This window comes from Mesorhizobium sp. RCC_202, from assembly GCF_041355295.1.
Classification (GTDB): domain Bacteria; phylum Pseudomonadota; class Alphaproteobacteria; order Rhizobiales; family Rhizobiaceae; genus Mesorhizobium.
Map to the genome: position 1 here is coordinate 684,108 of NZ_JBFUPO010000001.1, position 20,338 is coordinate 704,445.

The 20,338-nt window shown below is 63.4% G+C and carries 19 protein-coding genes and 1 tRNA gene; 14 read left to right on the plus strand and 6 right to left on the minus strand.

Annotated features, from left to right (window positions below; genetic code table 11):
* The first annotated feature begins 137 nt into the window (after positions 1 to 137).
* Both AB6802_RS03120 and AB6802_RS03125 read left to right on the plus strand, forming a co-directional pair.
* The gene (locus tag AB6802_RS03120) at positions 138 to 1,070 is read left to right on the plus strand and encodes a DUF1003 domain-containing protein (RefSeq protein WP_371008536.1); all 933 of its coding nucleotides are present in this window, start codon (positions 138 to 140) and stop codon (positions 1,068 to 1,070) included.
* 236 nt (positions 1,071 to 1,306) lie between these two features.
* Positions 1,307 to 1,383, plus strand: a tRNA-Arg gene (locus tag AB6802_RS03125).
* Between the two features lie 390 nt (positions 1,384 to 1,773).
* On the opposite strand, the gene AB6802_RS03130 is transcribed toward AB6802_RS03125, so the two are convergent.
* The 3 genes from AB6802_RS03130 to AB6802_RS03140 all read right to left on the minus strand — a co-directional run bounded on the left by AB6802_RS03130 (position 1,774) and on the right by AB6802_RS03140 (position 4,514).
* Positions 1,774 to 2,535: a hypothetical protein gene (locus tag AB6802_RS03130; RefSeq protein WP_371008537.1), complete on the minus strand. Its 762-nt coding sequence runs from the start codon at positions 2,533 to 2,535 to the stop codon at positions 1,774 to 1,776.
* Positions 2,536 to 2,651: 116 nt separating this feature from the next.
* On the minus strand, positions 2,652 to 2,882 hold the full coding sequence (locus AB6802_RS03135) for a hypothetical protein (protein ID WP_371008538.1): 231 nt from the start codon (positions 2,880 to 2,882) through the stop codon (positions 2,652 to 2,654).
* Between the two features lie 96 nt (positions 2,883 to 2,978).
* Entirely contained in the window at positions 2,979 to 4,514 is a 1,536-nt protein-coding gene (locus tag AB6802_RS03140; RefSeq protein WP_371008539.1) for a PLP-dependent aminotransferase family protein, read from the minus strand.
* Between the two features lie 522 nt (positions 4,515 to 5,036).
* Here AB6802_RS03140 and iolE point away from each other — a divergent pair.
* The 7 genes from iolE to AB6802_RS03175 all read left to right on the plus strand — a co-directional run bounded on the left by iolE (position 5,037) and on the right by AB6802_RS03175 (position 11,247).
* Positions 5,037 to 5,966: a myo-inosose-2 dehydratase gene (gene iolE / locus AB6802_RS03145; RefSeq protein WP_371008540.1), complete on the plus strand. Its 930-nt coding sequence runs from the start codon at positions 5,037 to 5,039 to the stop codon at positions 5,964 to 5,966.
* Positions 5,956 to 6,798, plus strand: a complete 843-nt coding sequence (locus AB6802_RS03150; protein WP_371008541.1) for a polysaccharide deacetylase family protein — start codon at positions 5,956 to 5,958, stop codon at positions 6,796 to 6,798. The genes iolE and AB6802_RS03150 overlap by 11 nt, the downstream gene beginning before the upstream one ends.
* Before the next feature lie 101 nt (positions 6,799 to 6,899).
* The gene (locus tag AB6802_RS03155; RefSeq protein WP_371008542.1) at positions 6,900 to 7,889 is read left to right on the plus strand and encodes a sugar ABC transporter substrate-binding protein; all 990 of its coding nucleotides are present in this window, start codon (positions 6,900 to 6,902) and stop codon (positions 7,887 to 7,889) included.
* 92 nt (positions 7,890 to 7,981) lie between these two features.
* Positions 7,982 to 9,100 carry an ABC transporter permease gene (locus AB6802_RS03160; protein ID WP_371008543.1) on the plus strand — a complete coding sequence of 373 codons (1,119 nt, stop codon included), beginning with the start codon at positions 7,982 to 7,984 and terminating at the stop codon, positions 9,098 to 9,100.
* Entirely contained in the window at positions 9,100 to 9,918 is an 819-nt protein-coding gene (locus tag AB6802_RS03165) for an ATP-binding cassette domain-containing protein (RefSeq protein ID WP_371008544.1), read from the plus strand. The genes AB6802_RS03160 and AB6802_RS03165 overlap by 1 nt, the downstream gene beginning before the upstream one ends.
* Positions 9,919 to 9,939: 21 nt before the next feature.
* On the plus strand, positions 9,940 to 10,932 hold the full coding sequence (iolG, locus tag AB6802_RS03170; RefSeq protein WP_371008545.1) for an inositol 2-dehydrogenase: 993 nt from the start codon (positions 9,940 to 9,942) through the stop codon (positions 10,930 to 10,932).
* Positions 10,933 to 10,935: 3 nt separating this feature from the next.
* Entirely contained in the window at positions 10,936 to 11,247 is a 312-nt protein-coding gene (locus AB6802_RS03175; RefSeq protein ID WP_371008546.1) for a hypothetical protein, read from the plus strand.
* A gap of 41 nt (positions 11,248 to 11,288) precedes the next feature.
* Here AB6802_RS03175 and AB6802_RS03180 read toward each other — a convergent pair whose 3' ends face one another.
* Positions 11,289 to 12,086 carry a class I SAM-dependent methyltransferase gene (locus AB6802_RS03180; protein ID WP_371008547.1) on the minus strand — a complete coding sequence of 266 codons (798 nt, stop codon included), beginning with the start codon at positions 12,084 to 12,086 and terminating at the stop codon, positions 11,289 to 11,291.
* Between the two features lie 82 nt (positions 12,087 to 12,168).
* Complete coding sequence (locus AB6802_RS03185) at positions 12,169 to 12,870, minus strand: haloacid dehalogenase type II (RefSeq protein ID WP_371008548.1); 702 nt, start codon at positions 12,868 to 12,870, stop codon at positions 12,169 to 12,171.
* 93 nt (positions 12,871 to 12,963) lie between these two features.
* Here AB6802_RS03185 and AB6802_RS03190 point away from each other — a divergent pair, with 93 nt between their 5' ends.
* A complete protein-coding gene (locus tag AB6802_RS03190) occupies positions 12,964 to 13,842 on the plus strand; it encodes a LysR substrate-binding domain-containing protein (protein ID WP_371008549.1) in 879 nt (292 codons plus the stop codon).
* Between the two features lie 33 nt (positions 13,843 to 13,875).
* Here AB6802_RS03190 and AB6802_RS03195 read toward each other — a convergent pair whose 3' ends face one another.
* On the minus strand, positions 13,876 to 14,985 hold the full coding sequence (locus AB6802_RS03195) for a LacI family DNA-binding transcriptional regulator (RefSeq protein ID WP_371008550.1): 1,110 nt from the start codon (positions 14,983 to 14,985) through the stop codon (positions 13,876 to 13,878).
* A gap of 607 nt (positions 14,986 to 15,592) precedes the next feature.
* On the opposite strand from AB6802_RS03195, the gene AB6802_RS03200 reads away from it, so the two are divergent.
* The 4 genes from AB6802_RS03200 (at position 15,593) to AB6802_RS03215 (ending at position 20,224) form a co-directional block, all read left to right on the plus strand.
* Positions 15,593 to 16,555 (plus strand): sugar-binding protein, encoded by a 963-nt coding sequence (locus tag AB6802_RS03200; protein WP_371008551.1) that lies wholly within the window; start codon positions 15,593 to 15,595, stop codon positions 16,553 to 16,555.
* 106 nt (positions 16,556 to 16,661) lie between these two features.
* Complete coding sequence (locus tag AB6802_RS03205) at positions 16,662 to 18,227, plus strand: sugar ABC transporter ATP-binding protein (protein WP_371008552.1); 1,566 nt, start codon at positions 16,662 to 16,664, stop codon at positions 18,225 to 18,227.
* Positions 18,224 to 19,219, plus strand: coding sequence for an ABC transporter permease (locus AB6802_RS03210; RefSeq protein ID WP_371008553.1), 996 nt, complete (start codon positions 18,224 to 18,226; stop codon positions 19,217 to 19,219). The genes AB6802_RS03205 and AB6802_RS03210 overlap by 4 nt, the downstream gene beginning before the upstream one ends.
* 162 nt (positions 19,220 to 19,381) lie before the next feature.
* Positions 19,382 to 20,224 carry a transporter substrate-binding domain-containing protein gene (locus tag AB6802_RS03215; RefSeq protein WP_371008554.1) on the plus strand — a complete coding sequence of 281 codons (843 nt, stop codon included), beginning with the start codon at positions 19,382 to 19,384 and terminating at the stop codon, positions 20,222 to 20,224.
* The last annotated feature ends 114 nt before the right edge of the window (positions 20,225 to 20,338 follow it).

Below are 20,338 nucleotides of genomic sequence, written 5' to 3' on the forward strand. Positions count from 1 at the left end.
CGAGCCACTCGGGCGGATTGCCCAACCAAACCCATCACAACAACTTGTTCGGTCACACGGGATTCACACTGGCGATGGATATGCTGCGCCGGCTTGGCGTATCGTATCCGCAAAGCCGGCGAACAGGAGCACCGACCATGGCAGGCGACCCTAAGACATCCGCGCAGAAGCAGGCCGACAACGAGAACGACATCGCCGGCGAATATCTCGAAGCGGAGACCGTGTCGGAGGGCGACGAGCACGCCGCCGACGAAATTCTCGAAGCGCCGGAAGTGCCGGATTCCGAACCGCATGTTCCGGGCACCGGGCGGATCAAGCCGAAGAAGAAGCCGTCGGCGATATCGGGCCGCAAATTCCGCAAGCGCGACCTGGTGCGCATCGACGATCTGCGGCCCAGCCTCGCCGACCGCATCCGCTCCGACCATCCCGACCTGCCGCGCGGCGCCCGCGTCAGCCGCGAGGAGCTTGGCCGCTACCGCATGCGCTACATGGAAGAGCTGCTGCAGCAGGAGCACGGCGAATTCTCCGAGCTCGACCGCCAGGTGGTGGAATCGATCGCCAAGCAGGACACGATCTCGGAAAACTCGGAAGAGGAGTTCGAGGAGCACCGCACGTTCCCCGACCGCGTTTCCGACAACATGGCCGCCTTCGGCGGCAGCTGGTGGTTCCTGATCTCGTTCGCCACCGTGCTCCTGGTCTGGATCGGCCTCAACCTCGTGCAGGGCGAATCCAAGGCCTTCGACCCCTACCCCTTCATCCTGCTCAACCTTCTGCTCTCCTGCATCGCCGCCATCCAGGCGCCGGTGATCATGATGAGCCAGAAGCGCCAGGAGGTGAAAGACCGCCTACGCTCCTTCAACGAATACCGCGTCAACCTCAAGGCCGAGCTCGAAGTGCGCCACCTGCACGAAAAGCTCGACTACCTCATCTCGCGCCAATGGACGCGGCTGGCCGAAATGCAACAGATGCAACTCGACGCGATGAACGAGCTGGCGGGCGCGAAGAAGCAGAAGCATACGGCGAGGCGCGCCGTGCGGCGCAAGGCGGCGAGGGCCGAGGTGGAGGGGTAGCTTGGGTTCCTTGCCCCACGAAGCGGGGGTCCGAAGGACACGTGGCGCGCCCGGAATGGTGGCCCGGCGAAGCCGGGACGGAGAGGGGAGCGCCATCTCCGACAGCCTCTAGGCCGGACAATCAACCCATCTCAGGCCGTCACCATCCCAATTGCCCGTTGAAGCCCGCAGCGGCTTCCGCTAAGAAGCCGTGGCTGGCCGGCTCACCGGCCGGTTCGTTTTCCGGTTCCCGGGAAGCACCCGTAGCTCAGCTGGATAGAGCGCTGCCCTCCGAAGGCAGAGGTCACAGGTTCGAATCCTGTCGGGTGCGCCAACGGAATCAACTACTTAGAAGCGCGCGGCGCCGATGTCCCACGCTGATTTCCAACACAGCACATATTCAGGCTGAATTTAGGTTGGGGGCCGGAGCCACTCCCACGCTGCCAGCGCCAAGATGATGCCTGAGATCAGGCCACCAAGAACCCCAAAGCCGCTCAATCGATTTCGCTTTACTAGTCGCCCCACGTCTTTGAACAACGCTGTCGTCGCTAAACTCGCTCTGGAGCTTTGGACAAGAACTTGTCATAATCGTCACAGAGCACTTTGAGCTTCTCGACAGCTTCGTCAATCGGCCGCTGCCCTTGATGAGTACTGATATCGATACGGAGAGCACTGAGCGATGCGCAGAACCCATTGGTCAATCGCGCTTAGATATCACCCGACATCAAGGAATTGAAGATGGCGATCCTGACGATATCCAGGTGCTCTTGCCCCGACTGACTACCTTTTCAAGGCCGCGGGCTTCGCGCCAATCTCTGCCGATATCTTTGATAATCTCGGGCTGACCGAGACCAGCCAGCACACGACAATCAAACTTCGACGTGTATTTAGCCAGGGAAGGGTTGACATGAGTTCGCTGTTGCTTTTCTGGGTCCAGGTTAGGGTCGATCAAGTAACTATATCCTCGAACAAATTCGCCCGTTAAGAATGCCGGACTAACGCCGAAGTTTGGAACCCGTCTATAGTAGACGGTAATGCCGGCAAATTTAACCTTTTCAATCCGAGTGCGCCGCTCTCGACCGTCCCACCGCAGCTCTGCGTTATTCAGTTTCACACACGCGGTTCCTGCATGGAAGAGCCCACCAACTCTCTCGGGGGCAATCGGTTCAAGAGCAACCCAATCATCTTCTAGATGAAGCACGAAATCCGAAGTCACGCTGCTCCAGAGCGATTTGACCGCTTGCCCGTAGCTAGGTTGTGAAGGTTCCGAAATTATCGCCTGCGGGAAATGATCCCGAACTATGCTGCGGCACTCCACCAATTCGCGCTCTTGTCCACCGAACGGGTCGATATTCACCCTGAAGTTGTTTATGCGGAAATTTCTGAATACGCGTTCCTGAAACGAATGCATTGTGGCGCGCAATAAATCGGGCCTTCGACCACTAACCAGCGTAACATCAATATTAGAGAATTCAAATATAGGCATTCTGCTTACCCCCTTAATAGGGATATGCCCGCCTGCTGCAGACTTCAAGAGATAGAGGTAATGCCGAATGTCCATTCTCTGGGTGCTTCCACCGACGGGAATGGCCTTATCATCATTCAGTACAACCCGGCGTCAGCCAAGGATACGTCGGGCATGTTCCTGGGCGTTAGAATAATGGCGGTTGTCGTCAGGTCCTTGCCGGGCGTGCGCTCTTTCATTGGCAAATAAAAAAGCAACAAGATAAGTAATGCAATGACGACATTGCGGCTACAGCAGTAAAAATAAATCTCAAATAGTATCGGCATCCCCCGGCCGATGGCTCTATAATCGACGGCAGCATCAAGCAACTACCATTTTCAACCTAAAGAGGTTCCCATGGGCCGCAACTTTGCGCGCCCCTCTTTCGATTGACCGATGTGGAAGGTGTAGGGAGGGCCTGACCCTCACCCCAGCGTCTCCCGTATCGCCGCCGCCAGCCGCTCCACCCCCTCCCGCGTCTGCGCCGCGTCACACGCGGCGTACCCCAGCACCAGCCCTTGGGTCGGCGCCGTGTTCTGGAAATATTTCGACAGCGGTGAGACGTTGATCGCCCTCTTCGCCGCAGCCTGGCTGACCTTGATGTCGTCGATGCCTTCCCTGAGATAGCCCACCACCTGGATGCCGGCTTCGGCGGGGGAGAGGGTGATTTCGTCGCTGAGCCGCTCCGATACGATGTCGCGGAAAAGCTGGCGGCGCTGGGCGTAGATGCGGCGCATGCGCTTCAAATGGCGGCTCATGTGGCCTTCGGTGATGAAATCGGCGAGGGCCGCCTGTAAGAGCAGCGGCGCGAACTGGCCGGTGGTGGAGAGCGCGTTCACGATGCGGCCGGCGAGCTCGGGCGGCAGCACCATGAAGCCTAAGCGCAGCGCCGGGAACAAAAGCTTGGCGAACGTGCCGACATAGATGACGCGGCCGGAGCGGTCCATGCTCTGGATCGCCGGCACGGGGCGGCCCTGAAAACGGTATTCGCCGTCGAAATCGTCCTCGATCACCCAGGCGTTCGCGGTCTCGGCGATGTCGAGCAGGCGCAGCCGCTCCTCCATGCGCATTGTGATGCCGAGCGGATGCTGGCAGGCCGGCGTCACATAGATGAGGCGGGGCGAGAAGCTTGGCGAGTCTGAGTCTTTGTTGGAGCATGATCTTTCTCCGAAAACCGGTTCCCACTTTTCGGGATCATGCTCAAGACGCCAGCCGCGCTCCTGGTCGACCGGGATCGGCAGGATCCTTGCGCCGGCCACAGTGAAGGCGGCCTTGGCGCCGTAATAGCCGGGCTCTTCCATCCAGACGGTGTCGCCGGGGTCGAGCAGCAGGCGGGCGAGCAGATCGAAAGCGGCCTGCGCGCCGGTGGTGATGACGATCTGCTCCGGCCTGCAGCGCACGCCGCGCGCGGAAAACAGATAACCGGCGATCGCATTTTTCAGCGCCGGATGGCCGGTGACGTCATAAGTGCCGAACAGGGTCTCGCCGCCATGGCTGGCGCGGCGCGCCACCAGCCGGCCCCAGACGCCGAAGGGAAAGCTGCCCGCATCCGGCATGCCGGGGTGGAAGGCGACGTGGCCGGGCGTGCCGTGATGGTAGGGCTGGCTGAGCAGCAACTGCCCGCGCTGCGAGGGCGAGCGCAGCGGCGCGGGCGGGGCTTCTGCCAGTGTTTCGCGCGGGCCATCGGGGAGGTCGACGATCACCGGGCGCGCGCCCTGGCGGTTGGCGAGATAGCCTTCGGTGACGAGCTGGTCGTAAGCGGTGACGATGGTGTTGCGGCCAAGGCCGAGCTCGGCGGCTAAAGCGCGGGTGGAAGGGAGTTCCGAGCCCGGCGGCAGCGCGCGGTTGCGGATGATGGCGACGAGGCCGTGGTAGAGCTGGCGCGAGAGGTGCTCGGGGCTGGCGCGGTTCACGGCCAGCATGTCGAGGGGGAAGGCTTGCGGTTTGGGATAGGGGCGCATGGGGCTAGCTCGCGCCATGGGTGGGATGGCGTGGCGGGACACGCTTGCCTTGCGCGGCGGCGCGAGGCCCCCCTCTCTGTCCTGCCGGACATCTCCCCCTCAAGGGGGGAGATTGGCAGCTTTGGCGCCTCGCCGTTTCTTGCAACGTCGGCGATTGGCGAAAGCCGGCGCGCCATCTGATCTCCCCCCTTGAGGGGGAGATGCCCGGCAGGGCAGAGAGGGGGGTCTCGCGCCAACGATTGATGATTTCCAAATTATCCATTCCACATCCTGCCACACCCACCACCCAACATGAACTGGTTCCTTCATTTCCTTCAAAACTGGACCTCGCGATGGAGACAGAGCGCGATAGACTTCACCTCATGACGTTGGGGTAAGACGTCGACGCGAAGTTTGGCCAGGCGCTGGGAGGGGTCGGGCCGGACCAACACAGGCAGGAGCCATATCCCGCCGCCAAGAACCCGGATTCACTTCAACCTCCCAGGACCCCGCGGCCGTTTGGCCGCGGGCGGAAAGCGAGCAATGACAACTGTACGACTTGGCATCAATCCGATCACCTGGAGCAATGACGACGTGCCGGAGCTCGGCGGCGACACGCCGCTCGAGACGTGTTTGAGCGAAACCGCCCAGGCCGGCTACGCCGGCACCGAGCTCGGTGGCAAATTCCCGCGCGACAGCCGCACGCTGCGGCCGATCCTCGACCATTACGGGCTGGCGCTGGTCTCCGGCTGGTATGACGGCCGCATCTGCGAGAAGGATTTCGACGAGGAGTTCGAGGCGATCCGGCCGCATCTGACCTTGTTGCGCGACCTCGGCGCCCGGCGTGTCGTCTATGCCGACACCTCGCGCGGCCGCCATGGCGGCATCCACGATCCGATCTCGCAGCGGCCGAAGCTCGCCGATGACGAATGGAAGCCTTACGGCGCCAAGATCACGCGGCTTGCCGAACGCTTTGCCGATTTCGGCGTCGGCATGGCTTTCCACCATCACATGGGCACCATCGTCGAGACCGACGCCGAAATCGACCGGCTGATGGCGACCACCGGCGATGCGGTCGGGCTGCTCTACGACACCGGGCATTGCGCTTTTTCCGGCGGCGACCCGGAGCAGCTGTTGCGCCGGCATGTCGGCCGCGTCGTGCATGTCCATTGCAAGGATGTGCGCCCGGCGATGCTGAAGAAGGCGCGCGCCACCGATATGAGCTTCATGGGCGCGGTGATGGACGGCATTTTCACGGTGCCCGGTGACGGTTCGATCGACTATCCGACGCTCTTAAAAATTCTCGCCGACAAGGGCTATGCCGGCTGGCTGGTGGTGGAGGCCGAGCAGGATCCGGCCAAGGCGCATCCGTTGACCTATGCCACGCTGGGCTATCGCAATCTGAAGGCGTTGGCCGAAGGCGCCGGCTTCTACGTGCACGAACGCGCGAAGGAGGTTCGCCATGCCGGCTGAACGCAAGGTCGTCATCAACATCGACGATGTCGGCATGTGCCATGGCGCCAACGTCGCCTATCTCAAGCTGAAGCGCGCCAGCGCGGTCGACAGCGGCTCGGTGATGGTGCCCTGCCCTTGGTTCCTGGAGATCGCCGAGGAAGGCGCCAAGGATGCCTCGCTCAATCTCGGCGTCCACATCACGCTGACCTCGGAGAAGAAATACTACCGCTGGCGGCCGCTGACCAAGGCGAGCCGGGCCTCCGGCATCGTCGACGGCGACGGCTATCTGTGGCGCTCGGTGCCGGAATTGCGAGCCAAGGGCGAACCGGAAGCGGTCGAAGCCGAGATGCGGGCGCAGATCGACGCGGCCAAGGCCGCGGGCCTGAAGCTTACGCATATGGATGGCCATATGGGCGCGGTGTTCTCGCCGGAATTCGTCGACCGCTATGCCGCGGTCGGCATCGAATACGGCCTGCCGACGCTGTTCCCGAAAAGCATCTCGGTCTATGGGCCGATCCATAATCTGGGCAAGCTGGACGACAGCGTTTACGCCGCGCCCGGCAAGCGGCTGGTTGAAGCCGGCGAAACGCTGGCGAGCGCGGTGCTGGAAACGCCGTGGCATCGCAACCAGCCGGCCCGCGCCCGCTACGAGGCGCTGTTCAACCAGATCGGCGAGGGGCTGAATTTCCTCTGCCTGCACGCCAATGCGCCCGGCGAGATCGAGGTGATCGAGCCCGGCTCGGCGCAGATCCGCATCGACGAATTCGATTTGCTTGCCGACCCGGATTTCATGGCCTTCGTCGAGGGACTGTCCATCCAGCGCGGCACGCTCGGCGATTTCCGGGCATGATCATGCCCGGAAGGAAAGACCTGGAATTATGACGACAATGGCCTGACCGGGAGGGTCGAGGCCAAACCAAGAAACGCCAACGATAACAGAGGAGAACGATCATGAATGCCTTATTCTCAATGCCCACAATTCGAAACGTGCTTGGCGCAGCCGCGCTCTCGCTCGCTTTTGCCGGCGCCAGCATCCTGCCCGCGTCGGCGCAGGTGAAGAAAGAGGGCGATGTACGCATCGTCTTCGTCACCCACGGCCAGGCCAACGACGTCTATTGGAGTGTGGTGAAGAACGGCATGCAAGCCGCCGCCAAGCAGCTCGGCGTCAAGGTCGAATACCAAGCGCCGGAGACCTTCGACGTGGTGCGCATGGCGCGCATGATCGAAGCCGCCACCGCCTCGCAGCCCGACGGGCTGGTGGTGTCGATCCCCGACATGGACGCGCTGAAGGCGCCGATACAGGCGGCCAAGGCGGCAGGCATTCCGGTGGTGGTCATCGACAGCGGCGAGGAAGCGGTGGAGCCCTGGGGCCTCGACCTTTTCGTCGGCGGCGGCTCGGAATACGACAATGGCGTCAAGGCCGGCGAGATCATGGCCAAGGCCGGCGTCAAGAAAGGCATCTGCATCAATCACGAGGTCGGCAATGTCAGCCTCGACAAGCGCTGCGAAGGCTATAATGACGGGCTGAAGAAGAGCGGCGGTTCTTCCGACGTTGTCGCGGCCACCATGGACCCGACCGATGTGACGCGCCGCGTCGAGGGCTACCTCACCGCGCATCCTGATGTCACCGGCGTGCTGACGCTGGGGCCCACGGTCGCCGCGCCGCTGCTCAAGATGTTCACCGATGCCGGCACGATCGGCAACTACAAGATCGGCACCTTCGACCTGTCGCCCGAAATCCTCGATGCGGTCGCCAAGGGCACGATGATGTTCGGCATCGACAACCAGCAATATATGATGGGCTATTACCCGGTGGTCTTCCTGACCAACAAGGCGATGTACAAGACCTTCCCGACCTCGGCGGTGCGGACCGGCCCGTCCTTCATCATGAAGGATGACGCCGCCGCCGTGCGCGATCTCAGCAAAGCCGGCATACGCTGAGCTGGGATAGCCCGCCGGCTTGATTGGCCGTCGGGCCTTTGTCTTCGTGCTTGCGCAATTTGCGCTTTTTCCTAGCCTGGACGCCGATTGGGATGACGATTGTGACCGATGCCTTGAACGCAGCCCATCCGCCCGAGCCGAAACCCGCTTCGCGCAGGTTTGTCCGCCTGATGCGGCGCCCGGAGCTCGGCGCCATCACCGGCACGATCATCGTGTTTGTCGCCTTCGGCGTCACCGCCGGCAACAGCGGCCTGTTCTCGATGGCCGGCATCGCCAATTTCCTGCAGGTTTCCGCGCAGCTCGGCATCCTGGCCGCGGCGGTAGCGCTGCTGATGATCGGCGGCGAGTTCGATTTGTCGCTCGGCTCGATGATCGGCTTTGCCAGCGTCACCATCGGGCTCTGCGTCACCCAGTTCGGGCTTTCGATCCCTGTATCGGTGGCGATCGCCTTCGTCATCGCCATCATCGTCGGCGCGCTGAACGGCATCCTCGTTGTGCGCACGCGGCTGCCGTCCTTCATCGTGACGCTGGCCGGGCTGTTCATCCTGCGCGGGTTGACGCTGGCGGTCACCCGCACCATCACCGGGCGCACGCAGATCCCCTATATCACCGACGGCCAGGAAGGCAGCTTTGTCGTCTGGCTGTTCGGCGGCAAGTTCGGTGGGCCGGTCTTCGCCTGGCTCGCCTCGCATGGCGTCATCGCCGCCCGCCCCGACGGCTCGCCGATGGTGCAAGGCCTGTCGATGTCGATCCTGTGGTGGGTTCTGGTGACGGCCTTCGCCACCTGGCTGCTGGTCAAGACGCGCTTCGGCAATTGGGTGTTCGCCGTCGGCGGCGACGACCGCGCGGCGCGCAATGTCGGCGTTCCAGTCGACCGGGTGAAAATCCTGCTGTTCATCGGCACGGCGCTTTCGGCGACTTTGTTCGCCGTCATCCAGGTGCTGGAAGCGGGCTCCGCCGACACGCTGCGCGGCACGCAGAAGGAATTCCAGGCGATCATCGCCGCGGTAATCGGCGGCTGCCTGCTCACCGGCGGCTACGGCTCGGCGATCGGCGCCATGTTCGGCGCGCTGATCTTCGGCACGGTGGAGATGGGCATCTTCTACACCGGCATCGACACCGACTGGTTCCAGGTCTTTTTGGGCTCGATGCTGCTGATCGCGGTGCTGGTCAACAATTACGTGCGCCGCAAGGCGACGGAGGCACGCTGATGACTGAGCCCGTTCCGCTCATCGAGCTGCGCAACGTCACCCGCCGCTTCGGCTCGGTGACGGCGCTGCGCGACATGTCGTTTGCCGCGCATGCCGGCGAGGTGCACTGCCTGCTCGGCGACAATGGCGCCGGCAAGTCGACGCTGATCAAGACGCTGTCGGGCGTGCATACGCCGAGCGAGGGCCAGATGTATGTCGACGGCAAGCCGGTGACCTTCGCCTCGCCCAGGCAGGCGCTCGATGCCGGCATCGCCACGGTTTTCCAGGACCTGTCGATGATCCCGCTGATGAGCATCACGCGCAATTTCTTCCTCGGCCGCGAGCCGGTGAAGGGATGGGGGATCGCCAAGCGCTTCGACATGAAGGCGGCCGACGCCATCGTCTATGAGGAACTCGCCCGGATCGGCATCAATGTGCGCGACCCGCAGCAGGCGGTCGGCACGCTGTCGGGCGGCGAGCGGCAATGCGTGGCGATCGCGCGCGCCGTCTATCACGGGGCGCGCGTGCTGATCCTCGACGAGCCGACCTCGGCGCTCGGCGTGCACCAGGCCTCGATCGTGCTGCGCTATGTGGCGCAGGCGCGCCAGCGCGGGCTCGCCGTCATCTTCATCACCCACAACATCCACCACGCCTACCCGATCGGCGATGTCTTCACCATGCTCAACCGCGGCCGCTCGCTCGGCACCTTCCGCAGGAGCGAGATCACCGAAAAGGAGGTGCTGGACATGATGGCGGGCGGCCGCGAGATCCGCGAATTGCAGCAGGAACTGGAGCGCTTCACCAAGCCGGGATCCGGCGCTGAGGCGGCTGCTTCCTGAAGAACTGAAAAAGAGAGAAAAATGATCGACGCCGCTTTGTTCGGCGCCGGGCTGATCGGCTCGGTGCATGCGAAAAACCTTGCCCGCCATCCAGGCGTGCGCCTGCGCGCCATCGTCGATCCGCGCCGCGATGCGGCCGAGCGGATCGCGGCTGAAACCGGCGCCGAAATCGCCGACACGGCAAAGGTGATGAATGATCCGTCGATCAAGGCGGTGGTCATCGCCTCGGCGACCCGCACTCATGCCGACCTGATCATCGAGGCGGCGGCCAAGGGCAAGGCGATCTTCTGCGAGAAGCCGATCGACCTCGACATCGCGCGCACCGACGAATGCCTGGCCGCGGTCGAGAAGGCCGGCGTGCCGCTGCAGATCGGTTTCAACCGGCGCTTCGACCCGTCCTTCGCCACTATCCGCAAAAGGATCGACGCCGGCGAGATCGGCGCGGTCGAGCAGGTCATCGTCACCAGCCGCGATCCGGAACCGGAGAGCGAGGAAGCGCTGGCCGGCGGCGGCGGCGTGTTCCGCGAGATGACCATCCACGATTTCGACATGGCGCGGTTTTTGTTGGGCGAGGAACCGGTCGAGCTCTTCGCCACCGGCTCGTCACTGGTGCTGCCTTACTATGCCAAGCTCGGCGACTACGACACGGCGATGTTCATCCTGCGCACCGCCTCAGGGCGGCAATGCCACATCAACAACAGCGTGCGCGCCGTCTATGGCTACGACCAGCGCGTCGAGGTGCATGGCTCGCGCGGCATGCTGCAAGCCGGCAACCGCACGCCGACCTCGGTCAGCCTCAGCGGCGAGGCCGGGATCGCCACTGAGCGGCCGCTCTATTTCTTCGTCGAGCGCTATGCCGAGTCGTACCAGGCTGAGCTCGATCATTTCATCCAATCGGTCGCCGCCGGACAGACACCGGCCGTCGGCGCGGCGGATGGGCGCAAGGCGATGATCCTGTGCGAGGCCGCCCTTGCCTCGGCGAAGTCGGGTCGCTTCGAGCCGGTGCGTTTCTGAGGCATGACGATGACGAATGCCGAGTTGCGTCCACTCCCATCGGCATCGCGCGGACCGATGCCGGCGCGACCTGGACGACCGCCAGCGCTCCTGGTCGCGGCTCTCGCCAGCGAGCCGAAACTCATCGCCAAGCATCCGGCGCTCGGCGATTTCTTGCGAACGCGATGGGCCGACGCCGCCTTCATGACCGCCGCCGGGATGGCCGAGACTGTCGGCCTGCCGACCACGACGCTGGTGAGGCTGCTGGCGCTGCTCGGCTATCCGAGTTTTCGCGGTTTTCGCGATGCGGTGCGTGATCAGCTGCGATCGCAGTAGATGTTGTTTTCCGCGAGCGTGGGCCGAAGCCACTTTCCTGCTTAGGCTACGATGCCTCGACAGGCCCAGGCGACACTGGCGAATGAGCGCTGACCATCAGGACGGCCGGCCTGATAGGCGTCGCGAACGGCGGCTTCGACGCGTGTCTGTTCGGCTGCGTCGAGCGTCATGTATCTACCGAGCGGGCCCTCGCCGGCAGCGATCGGCGCCCAATAGTCGTCAAAACTCTCGTAATCCATGCGGATCGTCAGCTGGGTCTCGGTAATTTCGGTCAGCCCCTGATCGATGAAGCTCTGTTTCATCTCACCCGGTTGCACCATCGGCTGAAAGCAGAAGCGACTGCGCATCTGGCGACCGCTCTCGCTCAGCGCCGCCACGGTATCGACCATCATGCGAAAGCCGGGCATGCCACCGTAGTGGTCCCACACCACGGCCGCCACCACGCCGCCCGGGCGCACGACGCGGCGCATCTCGGCCACCGCCTTGCCGGCCTCCGGCACGAAGTGCAGCACAAGCAGGGCAAGGGCGCGATCGAATGTTTTGTCGGCAAATGGCAGCGCGGTTGCGTCCGCCTGCTGGAAATGTACGCGCGGATCCGTGTTGCGGGCCCGCGCCGCTTCGACAAAGACCGGCGAGAAGTCGATGGCCTGGATCTCGGTCAGATCGGCGGATTTCGCCAGTTCGAAGGTCAGGCTTCCTGTACCGCAGCCGACGTCGAGAATGCGCTCCCCCGGAGCCAGGCCCGCAAAGTCGATAAAACCTGTCGCGAGCCTGCGGCTCCAGCGGCCCATGAGCTGCTCGTAACCCGACGCCGCACGCACCGTGAAAATCGACGCCATGCCATCTTCCTCCGCTTGAACCGCAGGCTAAAGCAATTCGAGGAAAAGTGTGAAACGGTTTCTGTCCCGATTGCGTCGAACGCTACAGCCAGCCGGCCGCTTCAAAGAACCCAGGCACATCATCCAGCCCACGGGCGATCGCGTCCGGCTGATAATCCGGCGGCGGGCGGCGGCCTGTGCCGCGATCGACCCACACGGTGCGAAACTGAAGATCGCGCGCCGCGGCCAGATCGAGATGCGGACTGGCGCAGATATGCACCAGCTCGTCCCTCGCCACGCCCAGGGTGCGCCATGCATGTTCGAATATCTGCCGCGACGGCTTATAGGCCTGCGCCTGTTGGGCGGTGATGACGCGGTCTATGGAGCCGCCCAGTTGCGCGACATTGCCGGCAATGATGGCATCATCGGTGTTGGAGATGATCGCCAGCTTGAAGCCGGCTTCCTTCAGCCGGCGCAGCGTCGCCACGACCTCCGGGAAGGGCGGCATGCGACCGATCGAGGAGGTCAGCAGTTCGGCATCGTCCACGGCCGCTTCGAGCGAAAAGTCCCGCATCGCCCGCTGCAGCGACTTTGCCGTAACTTCAGCGAAGGACAGATGCGGCTTGGTGTGCTCGAGTTCATGCTCATGGCGATCGTAGACGGGAATGAACTCTTCGGCGTCAATCTTGCGGCCCTTGCGGGCGAGGATCGTCGCCATTGCCGCCATCAGGCTCTCATCCCACTGGATGAGCGTTCCATAGCAATCGAATGTCAGCCAGGTCGGGCGCGGTCCGTTCAATGCCATTCCAGGAAGACCTCGGAGAAACCGGCTGGACACTGGCAGCGAAATCCATCATTGGAAAATTAAATGTTCCAATGAAGTCGATTGGGATTTCGAATGAACCTCGAGCTCGATCTCCTGCGCGCCTTCGTGGCGGTCGTCGACACCGGCGGCTTCACGCGCGCCGCGGAGCGTGTCCATCTGACCCAGTCGACGATCAGCCAGCAAATCAAGCGGCTTGAGGAAAATGTCGGTCACAGCCTGCTTATCAGGGACCGCTCCATAGGCGGCGCGCAGGTCACCGAAGAGGGCGAACTGCTGCTCGGCTATGCCCGGCGCCTGCTGGCGATCTCGGCGGAGGCCGAGCAGGCCCTGCGGCGTCCGACGGCGCCGAAGACGGTGCGTCTCGGCCTGCCGGAAGATTTTGCCGGCCGGCGGCTGATCGAATTGCTATCGGGCTTCTCGAGCGCCTCGCCGCATCTGCGCCTCGACACGGTGAGCGGCTGGAGCTTCGAGCTGCGACGGCTGCTGGACAATGGCGATATCGACCTTGCGCTGGTCAAGCGGGAACCCAGCGATGCGCATTGCCTGGGGCGCTGGCCGGAGGCGCTGGTCTGGGTCGCCGGCATGTCCGGCGAACTCGACGCAGACCCAGTGCCGCTCGCCATGTTTCCGCAAGGCTGCATCTATCGGCAAAGGGCGACGCGCGCGATCGAGGGGACGGGCCGGATGTGGCGCATCGCCTACACCAGCCAGGGGCTGATCGGCGTGCAAGCCGCCGTTGCGTCGGGCGTCGGCATAAGTCTTCTGCCCATGGACGCGGTGCTGGCCGAGCATCGCCGGCTGACCCCGGCCGACGGTTTTCCCGAGCAGCCGCCGTCGGAGCTCGCCCTGATCGCGCGCTCGCCCCGGTTGGATGCGCCGGCGCGTGCGCTCGCCGACTTCCTGGTCCGCAACGTCGGCAGCATCCAGCAAGGTACTCCGTCCGACGATTAGTCCCTCGAGAGATCGCGACGAGCGCCGCGCGACCTAGGCGCCCTTGAGCTGAGCCACGCTTTCGCGCTCGACCAGCGGACATTCGAGCTTGGTGATCGGATAGCGGCCATGGCCAGGGATCGGCGGCGTCTCCAATTGCTCGATCGCCCATTGGCCCATCGCCAGATGCGGCAGGATGGATGTCGTCAATGGCGGGAAGAGGTGGCGGGCGATCTCCTCGTCGTCGTAGCCGACGACGGAGATGTCCTGCGGGATATGCAGGCCGGCTTCCTTCAGCGCTTCATAGCAACCGATGGCGGTGCGGTCGTTCTGGCAGAAGATGGCGGTCGGCTTGTCCTTCAGCGCCAGCAGCTTGACCGTCGCGGCATAGCCGGCGCTGGCCGACCAGTCGCCCTCGACCACCAGATCCGGGTCGAACGGAATGTCGGCGGTGGCAAGCGCGCGGCGATAGCCCTTCAGCCGGTCCTGCGCGGCCTGCATCCACGGCTCGCCGGTGATGGTGGCGATGCGGCGATGGCCGTGGCCGATCAAATGCCTTGTCGCGCTCTGGCCGCCGGCGATCTCGGAAGGGACAACCGCCGGGAAGGCGTAGTCGGCGGTGTAGCAGTTGAGCAGGATCACCGGGATGTCGAGGCTGTAGAGGAAATCGGGCGCGGTGATCTCGCGGGTGAAGATCGTCATGTAGATCAGCGCCGAGATGCCGCGCCTGGTCAGCGCCTGCAGCGCGCGCGGTTCCATCACCGCGTCGCCCATGGTCTGCGCCACCAACAGCACGTTGCCGGCGTTCCATGACGCCTGGCGCGCGCCCTCGATGGCGACCACCGCCTCCGGGCTGGTAGCGAGCTGGTCGACGGCAAAGCCGATGACGCCGTCCAGCCCCTCGAAGGCCGTCACCGGCGGCCGCAGCGCCGAGAAGGCCGGCGCGGAATAGCCGAGCGCCCTGGCCGCCTCGATGACGCGGTCGCGGGTCTGCTGCGACAGCCGGATGCCCGGCGAATTGTTGAGCACGAAGGAGACTGTTGCCTGCGAGCAGCCCGCGGCTCGGGCGATGTCGGTCATCGTGACGCGACCCTTGGGCTTCGCAGATGGCTTGCGGCGCCTGGAGGCTTCCGGGGGATCGCGCAGTTTCGTCGGTTCGCTCATCGTCGTTTCCCAAACCCGGCCGGCTCTTAGGCAAAGGCCGCATCAACGGCAAGATGTCAGCCCGATGCATTAGCAGAAAACGCATCTTGCTTATAATTATAATCGCAAGTCGGACGCTTTCGCCGACCGCCTCGCCTGCCGACGAAAAGCGACCGAAGGACGCGAAAACCCCGCAATCGTCGGCGGTTTTCGCATAATATGGCCTCCATATGTACCTGTCGTCCTCCCCCAGGACACGCATGGCCCTCAGCGTCTCCTCCGCCGCCAATGCGTGAATAGAGCTCGATAACTAATACTCTTTACTAATAGTCGCAAGCGTTCTACTGTCAACTCGTCGCGACCGGGCCGGGCTTCGGCGCAGTCGCCGCAAAGCGTGAAGGGCACTGTCAGCTGGCCGGACAAGCTGCCGGATAGGGGCTGTGCCTTTTCACGAAAATGTCAGACAAATCGGACTATTTACGAACGTCACATCAGTGTCTAGTGTCTCGACCGTGGCTGGATCGGCGCCTTCCTTTCGTTGGCGGACCCCTGGGCCAGACCCTTGAGGAGAAGGGTTATCCAAGCTGCGGACGAGACATAGCGAGAAGTTTCAAAGGGAGGTTGAACCATGAAATCCATAATCCGTAACGCATCCATCGCCGCGACGGCCTTGGCTTTAGGGCTGGCGGCCACGGCGATTGCCCGCGCCGACGACAAGCCGACGCTGGCCTTCGTCGTCAACGGCGCGTCAGACTTCTGGAAGGCGGCGGAAGCCGGCGTGAAGAAGGCGCAGGGCGAGCTGCCCGACTACACTCTCGAGCTCAAATATCCGGAACAGTCCTCGGTCGCCATCCAGCAGCGGCTGATGGATGACCTGGTGACGGCCGGCGTCAAGGGCATCATGGTCTCGGCCGTCGATCCCAAGACCTCGACCGACGGGCTGAACAAACTCGCCTCGGAAACGGCGCTGTTCACCACCGACAGCGACGCCCCGCAGACCAAGCGCGTCGCCTATATCGGCTCGTCCAATGTCGATGCCGGCAAGCAGGCGGCCGAGATCGCCAAGAAGGCGATGCCCAATGGCGGCAAATGCCTTGGCTTCGTCGGCCTGCTCGGCGCCGACAACGCCAAGGAGCGCATCCAGGGCATGAAGGACGGGCTGGCCGGCAGCAAGATCGAGCTGGTCGACGTGCGCGGCGACGATATCGATCAGGCGCGCGCCAAGAAGAATGTCGAGGACGCGCTGGTCGCCAGCCCCGACATCACCTGCATGGTCGGCTTCTATTCCTACAACACGCCGCGCATCTATGAAGCGCTGCGCGATGCCGGTAAGCTCGGCTCGATCACCGTCGTCGGCTTCGACGACGATCCGATCACGCTCGGCGGCGTCAAGGAAGGCACCATTGCCGCGACCGTCGTGCAGCAGCCGTTCGAATGGGCCTATCAGGGCATGAAGCTGATGGCCGCCTACCTCAAGGGCGACAAGTCGGGCATCCCGGCCAATAGCCTGATCATCATCCCGACCAAGATCATCGGCAAGGATGACGTCGATGCCTATGCCGCCAATCTCAAGGCGATGGCCGGCAATTGATCTCCCAAGCATTGCGCCGGCTCAAGGTTCGCCTTGAGCCGGCGTTCGTATTGACGGACCCGCCAAGGCCCGTCAGTCTGTGGCCCACCGGCTGCTATCAGGCGTGATGACCCCTACCGACACCACCCAACCGACGACTGCTCCGTTCCTGACCCTCGACGCCGTGCGCAAGACGTATCCGGGTGTCGTCGCGCTGGACAGATTCTCCATGGACGTCCGGCCCGGCGAGGTCATCGGCCTGGTCGGCGAGAACGGCGCCGGCAAATCGACCTTGATGAAGATCCTCGGCGGGGTAACCCGGCCGGACAGTGGCACGATCACCGTCGACGGCGTCGCGCATGACGGGCTGACGGTCGAAGGCAGCATCGGCTCCGGCATCGCCTTCGTGCACCAGGAACTCAATCTGTTCGACAACCTCGATGTCGCCGCCAACATTTTCTTTGGCCGCGAGCCGCTGCGCGCTGGCCCGCTGAAACTGGTCGACCGCGCGCGCCTCCGCGAAATGGTGGCGCCGCTGTTGAAGCGCGTCGGTGCCAATTTCTCGGCCGACACGCCGGTCGCATCGCTATCGCTGGCGCAACAGCAGATGGTCGAGATCGCCAAGGCCTTGTCGATCAGGGCGCGGCTGGTGATCCTTGACGAACCGACCTCCAGCCTGCCGATCGCGGAAACCGAAAAGCTGCTCGATGTCATCAAAGGCCTGAAGGCGGAAGGCATCAGCGTCATCTTCATCTCGCACCGCCTGCACGAGGTCGAGCGCGTCGCCGATCGCGTCGTGGTGCTGCGCGACGGCACGCTGGCAGGGACGCTGCCGAAGGACCGGATCAACCACGACGAAATGGTCCGGCTGATGATCGGACGCATGCTGAAGCAGCGCGAGAAAGCCGGCGAGGCCACGCGGGCGCCAGGCGCCGTCGCGCTGTCGGCGAACGCCGTCCGCACCAGCACCTATCCCGACCGGCCAGTCAGCCTGGACCTTCGGCGCGGCGAAATCCTCGGCCTTGCCGGCCTGGTCGGCTCAGGCCGCACCGAACTCGCACGCGTGCTGTTCGGCATCGACGAGCGGCTCGCCGGCAGCGTCACGCAGGACGGCAAGCCGCTGAACGTCGCATCGGCCGCCGACGCGGTGGCCAACGGCATCTTCCTGGTGCCCGAAGATCGCAAGCTCAACGGCATCCTGCTCGACCTGTCGATCGCCGAGAATATCTCGCTGCCCAATTTGCCGGCGCATGCCAAACGCTCGCTGGTCTCGACCAGCGCCGAACTTGCCACCGCCGAGAAGCAGAAGAAGAACCTCGGCATCAAGGCGCCGTCGGTGCTGACCCGAACCGGCACGTTGTCGGGTGGCAATCAGCAGAAAGTGGTTCTGGCCAAATGGCTGGCGATGAACCCGAAGGTGATGATCCTCGACGAGCCGACGCGTGGCATCGACGTCGGCGCCAAGGCCGAGATCTACCAGCTGATGCGGGGGCTGGCCGACGCCGGCGTCGCGGTGCTGATGATCTCCAGCGACATGGAAGAGGTGATCGGCGTCTCCGACCGCATCGCGGTCATGCATGAGGGGCAGATCTCGGGCATTCTCGACAAGCAGGATTTCAGCCAGGAAAACGTGCTGCTGCTGGCGGTCGGCAAGAAGCCGAAGCTGGCACAGCTCGCCGGAGGAGCGCTATGAGCAAGAAAGATCTTGGCCTGCTGATCCTGATCCTGGTGGTCGGCGCGGTGGTGACGGCCATCAACCCGCGCTTCCTGTTGCCGATCAACCTTGCCAATACCTCGAACCTGATCGGCCTGTTCGGCATTCTCTCCATCGGTCAGGCTTTCGTCATCATCACCGGCGGCATCGAATTGTCGGTCGGATCGCTGATCGCACTGCTCGGCACGCTGTTCATCGACTTCATCGCCGTGCGCGGCATGGAATGGCCTCTCGCTTTCGTGCTGATCCTCCTGCTCGGCGCCATCATCGGCCTGGCGCATGGCTGGCTGATCACGCGGCTCAAGCTGCAACCCTTCGTGGTCACGCTCTGCGGCCTCTTGATCTACCGCGGTGTAGCGCGTTTCTATACCGCCGACGGCACCGCGGGCTTTGCCTTCGGCCAGAATTTCCCGGCACTCGAATTCCTCACCGCCGGCCGCAGCTATGGCGTGCCGAACAGCTTCATCGCGCTGATCGTGATTGCCATCGTCATGTGGGTGGTGCTGCACCGCTCGGTGTTCGGCCGCTACCTCTACGCCATCGGCAAGAACGAGGAAGCCGCCAAGTATTCGGGCATCCGCACCGGCCGGGTAGTGACGTCGGCCTATGTCATCTGCGGCGTGCTGACGGCGCTGTCGGCGATCTATTTCGCCATGTACACGCGCTCGATCTCACCGGCCAGCCATGGCCAGTTCTATGAGCTCTACGCGATCGCGGCGGCGGTGCTTGGCGGCTTCTCGCTGCGCGGCGGCGAAGGTTCGCTGATCGGCGTCATCCTCGGCACGGTGTTGCTGCAGGAGTTGCAGAACCTCGTCAATCTGCTCGGCATCCCCTCCTCGCTCAACTTCGCGGTGATGGGCGGCGTGATCCTGATCGGCGTGCTCGTCGACCAGCAATGGGGCGTCTTCCGCGCCCGGCGCCGGATGATAGAGGCGACGCGCCAGAATGTGGCTGGAGCACCTGCGGAGTAACGTCGCGCCCACCAATTTCAGGACGACCTGAAGAAAGTCCGCCTCAATCAGCGGGCTTCAACGAAGCGTGTAGACCAGAAACAGCCCTTGTCGAGAAATAGGGGCTGGGCTAAGCAATTGGTATCTGAGGGTTCCAAAGAACAAAATATGGGAGAAAGTACCGTGACATCATCACGTTGGATTGCGCTTGCCGCGCTGGCGCTGACCTGTTCAACCCCGGCTCTGGCCAAGGACTGGAAGACGGTCACGGTTGCCATGGAGGGCTCCTACGCCCCGTGGAACCAGACCGACGCGAGCGGCAAGATCGTCGGCTTCGAGGTGGATATCCTCAACGACGTCTGCGCCCGCGCGAAGCTCGAATGCAAGATCCAGGCACAGGATTGGGACGGCGTTATTCCGGGCCTCACCGCAGGCAAGTTCGACATCGTCATGGACGGCATGTCGATCACCGAAGAGCGCATGAAGACCATCGATTTCTCGATCCCCTACGCCTCCTCGCCGGTGGCTTTCCTTGCCGACAAGAACGGACCGCTGGCGCAGCTGTCCAACAGCGGCAAGATGATCGACCTCTCGAAGGACGACGCCGAATCCAAGGCGGCGCTCGATACGCTGCGCAAGGAACTCACCGGCAAGAATGTCGGCCTGCAGGTTTCGACCACCGAGGCGACGTTTGCCGACAAATATCTCAAGGATGTCGCCAACGTCCATGAATACAAGACCACCGACGAGCATGACCTCGACCTGATGGCCGGCCGCCTCGACGTGGCCTTCGCCGACACCACCTACTTCCTCGGCACGCTGGCCAAGCCCGACGCCAAGGACCTGGAGTTCGTCGGGCCGCAATTCAAGGGCGGCCCGATCCTCGGACCGGGCATCGGTGCTGCCTTCCGCAAGACCGACAAGGACCTGCAGGATATCTACAACAAGGCGCTCAAGGCCGCCCTCGATGACGGCTCGGTGTCGAAATACTCGATGCAGTGGTTCAAGATCGACATTACCAAGTAATGTCGCAAAGGGAGCAGCCAAGGCTGCTCCCTTTTTGCATTGAGTGCATGTCGCCCGAAAGTGCCCGGCGGTTTCGGGAAAACGACATGCACCGAAGCAAGGCGACCTGCCGAT

Coding starts and splice junctions, on each gene's coding strand:
- AB6802_RS03175 (WP_371008546.1), top strand. CDS start 10,936: ATGACGATGACGAATGCCGAGTTGCGTCCACTCCCATCGGCATCGCGC.
- AB6802_RS03120 (WP_371008536.1), top strand. CDS start 138: ATGGCAGGCGACCCTAAGACATCCGCGCAGAAGCAGGCCGACAACGAG.
- AB6802_RS03150 (WP_371008541.1), top strand. CDS start 5,956: ATGCCGGCTGAACGCAAGGTCGTCATCAACATCGACGATGTCGGCATG.
- AB6802_RS03165 (WP_371008544.1), top strand. CDS start 9,100: ATGACTGAGCCCGTTCCGCTCATCGAGCTGCGCAACGTCACCCGCCGC.
- AB6802_RS03140 (WP_371008539.1), bottom strand. CDS start 4,514: ATGCGCCCCTATCCCAAACCGCAAGCCTTCCCCCTCGACATGCTGGCC.
- AB6802_RS03130 (WP_371008537.1), bottom strand. CDS start 2,535: ATGCCTATATTTGAATTCTCTAATATTGATGTTACGCTGGTTAGTGGT.
- iolG (WP_371008545.1), top strand. CDS start 9,940: ATGATCGACGCCGCTTTGTTCGGCGCCGGGCTGATCGGCTCGGTGCAT.
- AB6802_RS03210 (WP_371008553.1), top strand. CDS start 18,224: ATGAGCAAGAAAGATCTTGGCCTGCTGATCCTGATCCTGGTGGTCGGC.
- AB6802_RS03160 (WP_371008543.1), top strand. CDS start 7,982: ATGACGATTGTGACCGATGCCTTGAACGCAGCCCATCCGCCCGAGCCG.
- AB6802_RS03200 (WP_371008551.1), top strand. CDS start 15,593: ATGAAATCCATAATCCGTAACGCATCCATCGCCGCGACGGCCTTGGCT.
- iolE (WP_371008540.1), top strand. CDS start 5,037: ATGACAACTGTACGACTTGGCATCAATCCGATCACCTGGAGCAATGAC.
- AB6802_RS03185 (WP_371008548.1), bottom strand. CDS start 12,870: ATGGCATTGAACGGACCGCGCCCGACCTGGCTGACATTCGATTGCTAT.
- AB6802_RS03205 (WP_371008552.1), top strand. CDS start 16,662: ATGACCCCTACCGACACCACCCAACCGACGACTGCTCCGTTCCTGACC.
- AB6802_RS03195 (WP_371008550.1), bottom strand. CDS start 14,985: ATGAGCGAACCGACGAAACTGCGCGATCCCCCGGAAGCCTCCAGGCGC.
- AB6802_RS03180 (WP_371008547.1), bottom strand. CDS start 12,086: ATGGCGTCGATTTTCACGGTGCGTGCGGCGTCGGGTTACGAGCAGCTC.
- AB6802_RS03190 (WP_371008549.1), top strand. CDS start 12,964: ATGAACCTCGAGCTCGATCTCCTGCGCGCCTTCGTGGCGGTCGTCGAC.
- AB6802_RS03155 (WP_371008542.1), top strand. CDS start 6,900: ATGAATGCCTTATTCTCAATGCCCACAATTCGAAACGTGCTTGGCGCA.